This is a genomic window from Flavobacterium riviphilum (assembly GCF_055231795.1).
The window spans coordinates 1-3572 of the sequence record NZ_JBUYSY010000033.1; the positions used below are offsets into that span (position 1 = coordinate 1).

Consider the following 3572-nt stretch of genomic DNA (forward strand, 5'->3'; position numbering starts at 1 on the left):
TCTATTATCTAACTTCTACTGTCTAACTTGAACATGAATCTGCCTTTTGCCTTCTGCCTTCTAACTTCTATTTTCTAACTTCTATTTTCTAACTTCTATTTTCACAATTCACAATTCACTATTCACTATTCACTAACTTCCTCCTCACTCACCGTTATGAATTCCAGTTGTTGCAAATCGCCATTGTAGATATTGACATCCACGGGGCCTTCGATGCCCGTTACTCGGGCGTTTTCTGTAAATTGCCAAAACAACCAATCTTCGGCTATATTTTCTCTGTAAAAGTTATAATTGGCAATCCAAAAAGTGTATTCACTAAAAGCCTCTTTCAGGAAATCAGTATAATATTTTTCACCGCTATAAATGATGGGACGCACTTGATAATGCGCTTCTACAGCCATCAGCCATTTGCGTAACCCTTTTTTAAGGTTAGCCATAGATTGGTTTTCGGGTAGTTTTTCGATATCCAAAATGGGCGGTAAGTCGCCTTTTTCTAGCTTGACCGTTTGTATAAAAAGTTGGGCTTGTTCTAAGGAATTTTCATTGGGGCGATAATAATGATAGGCCCCTCGTAAAATGCCGTTGTGTTGTGCACCTTTCCAATTGCGTTGGAATTGTGGATCCACTTTGTTATTGCCCGCGCTAGCTCTGATAAAAACATAATCTATAGGATACTGGTCTTCAATTTGCTTGACCTCCTCCCAGTTGATGCGGCCTTGATAGGCGGAAACGTCTATACCGAAGGATTTGCCTTCGTGTTTTTCTAGAATTCGCAAGTTGCGAACGGTCGAAAATACAGCTGATTTCCGAATCTTGTCCGACTTAAATCCCAAATAATAGGCTAAGCCAATGCGGTAATGGTAGCCCAATAAAGCAAGAAATAAAACGCTAAGGCCTGTCCAAAAAACGGTTTTGAGCGACTTTCTGGTTGTTGAGGGGCGACTTTTAGTACGTTTTTTTACGACTCTCTTCGGGTTTCTTTGAAGCGCCATATTTTATTGCTTGCTCCAGTGGTTAGTAATGATAGATAAGCCAATGTAAAAGAGGATGACCAATGGGATGCCGCTATAGTGTAGTGTGAGCAACAACAATAGCGAGACGATTAGAAAGAATAGGGGTAATCGATTCGCAGCAAGCTCCTTTTTTTTTACTTTTAAAGAAAATAGTGGAATCTCAGCATTGAGGATATAGGCACTAGCTATTGCCAATAGCAATAAAACCCAAAAGTTAGTAGCCAATTCTAAAAGAAGTAAAGAATCGGAATGGGAAACCACTACGGGCAAACTCAAAATAAAAAGGGCATTGGCAGGGGTAGGCAAGCCAATAAAGGAGTCGGTTTGTCGGGTGTCTACATTAAAATTGGCCAAACGATAACAAGACCCTAAAGTCACCAAGAAGCCTGAGAAGGCTAAGGCATAATGCAGGTCAAACGGACTCGATAAGGTCAAGCCAAAAGCCTCTAACATCATTTGAAATAAAGCAAAGCCCGGAACCACACCGCTAGTCACCATGTCGGCTAAAGAATCCAACTGTAACCCCAAGGGACTTGATACTTGGAACATACGGGCAAAAAAGCCATCAAAAAAGTCGAAGAAAATACCCAAACTCACAAAATAAAACGCCATTTCGTATTCTTTTTGCACTACAAAAGTCAATGCGATACAGCCTGAAAATAAGTTCAATAAAGTGATAAGGTTGGGGAGGTGTTTTTTGAAAGGCATACTTATGGGGTTTAAATTGCATCACAAAAATAAGATTTTATGTGATAGGGGACGCCTTTTGAAGAAGAGATTCTTGTTTGATAGATATAATTTGGAGTACGGGATGATACTTTTAACGCTAGCGCGAGCATCATGCACGTGCCATCATGTTTGTATTGTTTTATACTATCAACGCTAGCGCGAGCGTCTCGCTCGTGCCATCATGTCTCGTTCTGCAATAAGTTTACATAATTTATACTTAATCCTAATTCAAGTGCTAGCGCGAGCGTCACGCTCGTGCCTTGTACACAATAGGTTTTATAATTAAACGAAATGTAATACCTTGCAGTTAAATTTAGTAGACAATAAACAAATGAGTAGAAAATATAAATTTAGAGATGAGCAAGGGGCTTATTTCATTTCTTTTGCAACAGTTTATTGGATTGATGTGTTTACAAGAGTAAAATATTTTGATGCTATTATTGAATCTCTAGATTTTTGTCGAAAAAATAAAGGAATGGAAATATATGGATATTGTATTATGCCGAGCCATGTTCATTTAATTTTTCGTTCTTCAGAAGGAGATCCTTCTGGCTTGATTAGAGATTTTAAAGGATTTACCTCTCGAAAAATGTTGAAAATTATTGAAGAAAATCCTAAGGAGAGCAGAAAAGATTGGATGCTGCAGCTGTTTGAAAAAGCAGGAAGACAAAACAGCAATGTCAAGAATAGACAGTTTTGGCAACAAAACAATCAGCCAATTGAAATTTGGTCTTTAAAGGTTTTTGAACAAAAGCTTAATTACATTCATAACAATCCTTTAAAGTCTGGTTTTGTGACCGAATCTACGGAATGGAAATACAGTAGTGCAAGAAATTATGGAAATAACGATCAAACGATCTTAGCAATTGATTTGAATTGATTTAGACAGTAGGCACGAGCGTGACGCTCGCGCTAACACAAGGATTATCAAATGATTTGGATTCGATTTATTGGAACGCATGCAGAATATGACAAGATTAATGCTGACGAAATTTAAAACTTATGGAAGTTAAACCTATAAAAACAGAAAATGATTATAATCAAGCTTTGGAAAGACTTGAAAAAATTTTTGACGCAAAAAGTGGTTCTCCTGAAGGAGACGAACTTGAAGTGCTTGGTATTTTGATTGACCAATACGAAAACGAACACTTCCCAATTGGTTTGCCTGATCCAATTGAAGCAATTAAATTCAGAATGGAACAAATGGGCTACACTCAAAATGACTTAGCCAATATTGTGGGATTGAAAAGTCGTGCAAGCGAAATTTTAAATAGAAAAAGAAAGCTTTCACTGCAAATGATCAGAAAGTTACATGAAAGCCTTAATATACCTACAGAGGTTTTAATTCAAGCGTATTAATAAAGTACAGCTGCGCTAGCGCGAGTATCATGCTCGTGCATAACTCCAATTCTGGCGCTCGTTTGCAACGAGTGCCTACTTACCTTATAAAAACCGATTGCAGCGTTTGCAACGCGGTTAACTTAAGCAATAGTAATTTTAGCGAATGGTAGCACTGTTTTTTTGTAAATATCCAATTCTGGCGCTCGTTCAATATCAGTAAGGTAAGGCAAAAGACTTATCATTTTGCCATTCCAACAGTGGAGCAATCACACAGAGGGTTCACATGATGAGATTCTTCGTTCCTCAGAATGACAAAAAAAATGCTTCACCTAATAACATTTTGTCTTGTTCTAAAAAAGTTTACATTTTTATACTTTTCAACGCAAGCGCGAGCGCAATGTCATTAAGTTAAGGAAAAAGACTCGGTATTTTGTCATTCCGACAGAGGAACAATCACACAGATAGTTCACATGATGAGATTCTTCGTTC

At 37.8% G+C, this 3572-nt stretch carries 4 protein-coding genes and 1 pseudogene; 3 read left to right on the forward strand and 2 right to left on the reverse strand.

Annotation, left to right across the window (positions count from 1 at the left end):
• Positions 1 to 125 precede the first annotated feature (125 nt).
• Entirely contained in the window at positions 126 to 992 is an 867-nt protein-coding gene (locus tag ACZIX2_RS14110) for a glycoside hydrolase family 25 protein (RefSeq protein WP_463340735.1), read from the reverse strand.
• A gap of 3 nt (positions 993 to 995) precedes the next feature.
• Positions 996 to 1721 (reverse strand): CDP-alcohol phosphatidyltransferase family protein, encoded by a 726-nt coding sequence (locus tag ACZIX2_RS14115; RefSeq protein WP_463340736.1) that lies wholly within the window; start codon positions 1719 to 1721, stop codon positions 996 to 998.
• 352 nt (positions 1722 to 2073) lie between these two features.
• Between ACZIX2_RS14115 and ACZIX2_RS14120 the strand changes: the two genes are divergently transcribed.
• The 3 genes and pseudogenes from ACZIX2_RS14120 to ACZIX2_RS14130 all read left to right on the forward strand — a co-directional run bounded on the left by ACZIX2_RS14120 (position 2074) and on the right by ACZIX2_RS14130 (position 3101).
• Positions 2074 to 2622 carry an REP-associated tyrosine transposase gene (locus ACZIX2_RS14120; RefSeq protein ID WP_463340737.1) on the forward strand — a complete coding sequence of 183 codons (549 nt, stop codon included), beginning with the start codon at positions 2074 to 2076 and terminating at the stop codon, positions 2620 to 2622.
• Positions 2623 to 2664: 42 nt separating this feature from the next.
• Positions 2665 to 2739, forward strand: a pseudogene (locus ACZIX2_RS14125) (type II toxin-antitoxin system HigB family toxin); the annotation flags it as partial.
• Positions 2740 to 2744: 5 nt separating this feature from the next.
• Positions 2745 to 3101 carry a helix-turn-helix domain-containing protein gene (locus ACZIX2_RS14130; RefSeq protein ID WP_463340738.1) on the forward strand — a complete coding sequence of 119 codons (357 nt, stop codon included), beginning with the start codon at positions 2745 to 2747 and terminating at the stop codon, positions 3099 to 3101.
• Positions 3102 to 3572: the final 471 nt, after the last annotated feature.

Bases quoted from the DNA above. Each gene is read 5' to 3' on its own strand.
- ACZIX2_RS14110 (WP_463340735.1), bottom strand. From the start codon at position 992: ATGGCGCTTCAAAGAAACCCGAAGAGAGTCGTAAAAAAACGTACTAAA.
- ACZIX2_RS14115 (WP_463340736.1), bottom strand. From the start codon at position 1,721: ATGCCTTTCAAAAAACACCTCCCCAACCTTATCACTTTATTGAACTTA.
- ACZIX2_RS14130 (WP_463340738.1), top strand. From the start codon at position 2,745: ATGGAAGTTAAACCTATAAAAACAGAAAATGATTATAATCAAGCTTTG.
- ACZIX2_RS14120 (WP_463340737.1), top strand. From the start codon at position 2,074: ATGAGTAGAAAATATAAATTTAGAGATGAGCAAGGGGCTTATTTCATT.